Origin of the sequence: Rudaea sp. (assembly GCF_036383415.1) — a bacterium.
GTDB lineage: Bacteria > Pseudomonadota > Gammaproteobacteria > Xanthomonadales > Rhodanobacteraceae > Rudaea.
The window spans coordinates 1-4,141 of record NZ_DASVOK010000180.1 but is presented as its reverse complement, the minus strand read 5'-3'; the positions used below and the strand labels follow the sequence as shown (position 1 = coordinate 4,141).

Genomic DNA, 4,141 nt, shown 5'->3' with positions numbered 1-4,141 from the left:
CATCAAGATCACCTTGAACGCGCTGGGCTCGGTCACGCCGCTGCGCAATGTCACCATCGGCGCGCAGGTCGCGGGGCAATTGCTCAACGTCAAGTTCGAGGAAGGCCAGCTCGTCAAGCAGGGTGACCTGCTCGCCGAAATCGATCCGCGTCCGTATCAGGCCGCACTCGAGCAGGCACAGGGCGCACTCGCGCGCGACCAGGCCACGCTCGCGAACGCGAAGACCGACCTTGCGCGTTACCAGACCCTGTTCGAACAGGATTCGATTGCGCGCCAGCAACTCGATTCGCAGAAAGCGCTCGTGCACCAGTACGAGGGCACGCTCAGTGCCGACCAGGGCGCAGTCGCGGCGGCCAAGGTCAATCTTGTCTACACGAAGATCACCGCGCCGATCGGCGGTCGTGTCGGCCTGCGTGCGGTCGATCCGGGCAACAACGTGTCCAACGGCACGGCGATCGTCACGATCACGCAGCTGAAGCCGGTCAACGTACTGTTCGCGATCACCGAGGACAGTCTGCCGGCCGTGATCAAGCAACTGCATGCGGGCAACAAGCTGCCGGTCGACGCCTGGGACCGCGCGCTGAAGAACAAGCTCGCCGACGGCGTGCTCGCCAGCCTCGACAACACGATCGATGCGAACACCGGCACGGTCAAGGCCAAGGCCGAATTCGCCAACGATGACGAAAGCCTGTTCACCAACCAGTTCGTCAACGTGCGCGTGCTGCTCGACACGCTGCGCGGCGCCACCGTGATCCCGACCTCGGCGCTGCAGCACGCCGCGAACGGCTTGTTCGTCTACGTCGTCAACCCGGCCGACAAGACCGTCGCGCAGCGCCTGGTCACCACCGGTCCGACCGAAGGCGAGCGCGTCGCGATCAGCGACGGCGTCAAACCCGGCGAGATCGTCGTCACCGATGGCATCGACAAGCTGCGCGAAGGCAGCGTCGTCGAGCTGCCCGCAACGAATGCTTCCGCCGACGCCGGCTCACCCGCGCATGCCGCGGCACCCGTACCGAACCCTGATGCGCAGAAACGCCAGGGAAGCGGGCAGGGCCAACATCGCCGCAACGCCAACGCCGACGGTACGACGCAGAGCAAGCCCGACAGCACGAAGCCCGCGGATGCCAAACCTGCGGAAGAGAAGAAACAGTGATTGCTGAGACGCCGCGTACGAATACGCACGGGCATCGCGTCGTCCGCGCGGCTGGGTAGACGAGATGAATCCGTCACGCCCATTCATCCTGCGCCCCGTCGCCACGACGTTGCTGATGGCGGCGATCCTGCTCGTCGGCATCCTGGCGTACCGCTACCTGCCGCTGTCCGCGCTGCCGGAAGTCGACTACCCGACGATCCAGATCACCACGCTGTATCCCGGCGCGAGTGCCGAGGTGATGACCTCGATGGTCAGCGCGCCGCTCGAACGCCAGCTCGGCCAGATGCCTGGCTTGAATCAGATGTCGTCGACCAGTTCGGCCGGCGCATCGGTGGTGACGTTGCAGTTCAGCCTCGATCTGAGCCTCGACATCGCCGAGCAGCAGGTGCAGGCGGCGATCAACGCTGCGGGAAATTTCCTGCCGAGCGACCTGCCGCAGCCGCCGGTCTACAGCAAGGTCAATCCGGCCGACACCGCGGTGCTGACGATCGCGCTGATGTCGAAGTCGCTGCCGTTGCCGCAGGTGCAGGATCTCGCCGACACGCGCCTCGCGCAGAAGATTTCGCAGATCTCGGGCGTCGGCCTCGTCACCCTGTCGGGTGGGCAACGCCCGGCCGTGCGCATCCAGGCGAATCCGACGGCACTCGCATCGCTCGGCATGAGCCTCGAGGACCTGCGCACCGCGATCACCGGCGCCAACGTCAACGGCCCGAAGGGTTCGTTCGACGGACCGACGCGCTCGTACACGATCGACGGCAACGACCAGATCAAGTCGGCGGCCGAGTACGCCAAGATCATCATCGCCTACAAGAACGGCGCACCGGTCTACTTGAGCGATGTCGCCGACGTGATCGAAGGCGCCGAGAACAACAAGCTCGCCGCGTGGAAGGACACGACGCCGGCGATCGTCATGAACATCCAGCGCCAGCCCGGCGCGAACGTGATCGAAGTGGTCGATCGCGTCAAGGCGATGCTGCCGACGCTGACCGCCTCGATGCCGGCCGCGGTCGATGTCGCCGTGCTGACCGACCGTACCGTGACCGTGCGCGCCTCGGTCGAGGATGTGCAATTCGAGCTGCTGCTGTCGGTCGTGCTCGTCGTGCTCGTGATCTTCCTGTTCCTGCGCAATCTTCCGGCGACGATCATCCCGAGCTTCTCGGTGCCGCTGTCGCTGGTCGGCACGTTCGCGGTGATGTACCTCGCCGGCTTCAGCCTCAATAACCTGACGATGATGGCGCTGACCATCGCGACCGGCTTCGTCGTCGACGATGCGATCGTGATGATCGAAAACATCGCGCGCTATCTCGAGGAAGGCGATACACCATTCGAGGCCGCGCTGAAAGGCTCGGGCCAGATCGGTTTCACGATCGTCAGCCTGACCATCTCGCTGATTGCGGTGCTGATCCCGTTGTTGTTCATGGGCGATGTAGTCGGACGCTTGTTCCGGGAATTCGCGATCACGCTGGCGGTGACGATCCTGATCTCGGCCGTGGTTTCGCTGACGCTCGTGCCGATGCTGTGCGCGAAAATCCTCAGGCACCGCACGCTCGAGCAGGAATCCGGTTTCGCGCGCAAGTCGCATGAGCTGATCGACCGCACGATCGAAGTCTACGGGCGCTGGCTCAACTGGGTGCTCGACCGCCAGCGCGCGACGTTGATCGTCGCGGTCGCGACACTCGTGCTCACGGTGATCCTCTACATCGTCGTGCCCAAGGGTTTCTTCCCGGTGCAGGATACCGGCGTGATCCAGGGCATCTCCGAAGCGCCGCAGTCGGTCTCGTTCGCCTCGATGGCCGAGCGCCAGCAGCAGCTCGCGGCGCTGATCCTGAAAGATCCCGCGGTCGAATCGTTGTCGTCATTCATCGGCGTCGACGGCACCAACACCACGCTCAACAGCGGGCGTCTGCTGATCAACCTCAAGCCGCACGGCACGCGCGACGGCGCCGCGACGGTGATCCGCCGCCTGCAGGACGACGCGGCCAAGCTGTCCGGCATTTCGTTGTATCTGCAGCCCGTGCAGGATCTGACGATCGAAGACCGCGTCAGCCGCACGCAATACCAGTTCACCCTCGGCTCGCCCGATCTCAATGAACTCAACACCTGGGTACCGAAGCTGGTCGAGAAACTGAAAGCGCAGCCCGAGCTCGCCGACGTCGCCAGCGATCTGCAGTCGCAAGGCTTGCAGGCCTATCTCGACATAGACCGCGACACCGCGGGCAGGCTCGGCATCACTCCGGCGGCGATCGACAACATCCTCTACGACGCATTCGGCCAGCGCTTGGTCTCGACGATCTTCACCGAGTCGAACCAGTATCGCGTCGTGCTCGAAGTGAAGCCTGAATTCCAGAACGGCCCGAACGCGCTCAACAAGATGTACATCCCGGGTTTGTCGGGCGCGAACAATGTTTCGCAGACCTCCGCCGGTTCGCTGTCGACGAACAGCACAAGCGCTACCTCGACGACAAGCACCGCGACCACTTCGGGAACCACGATCAGCACGGCCACGGCCAGCACGAGCACGAACGGACAGGTGCCGATCAACACGGTGACGCGACTCAGCGAGCGCGCGGCACCGCTCGTGATCAACCATCTCGCCCAGTTCCCGGCGACGACGGTGTCGTTCAATCTCGCACCCGGTGCGTCGCTCGGCGCGGCGGTGACCAAGATCAAGGCGGTCGAGCAGGACCTCGGCATGCCGCTCAGCATCGAGACCAAGTTCCAGGGTGCGGCCGCGGCATTCCAGTCCTCGCTGACCAACACGGTGCTGCTGATCCTCGCCGCGATCGTGACGATGTACATCGTGCTCGGCGTGCTCTACGAGAGTTTCATCCATCCGATCACGATCCTGTCGACGTTGCCTTCGGCCGGCATCGGCGCGTTGCTCGCGCTGATGATCGCGCGCAGCGACCTCGGCATCGTCGGCATCATCGGCATCATCCTGCTGATCGGCATCGTCAAGAAGAACGCGATCATGATGGTCGACTTCGC

At 64.2% G+C, this 4,141-nt stretch carries 2 protein-coding genes; both read left to right on the top strand.

Features of this window, described 5'->3' with window-relative positions; translation table 11 throughout:
* Positions 1–1,153, top strand: a 1,153-nt coding sequence (locus tag VF497_RS07100; protein WP_330887102.1) for an MdtA/MuxA family multidrug efflux RND transporter periplasmic adaptor subunit, incomplete at its 5' end; no start/stop codon positions are given.
* Positions 1,154–1,217: 64 nt separating this feature from the next.
* The coding region (locus tag VF497_RS07095) for an efflux RND transporter permease subunit (protein WP_330887100.1) at positions 1,218–4,141 on the top strand (2,924 nt) is incomplete at its 3' end.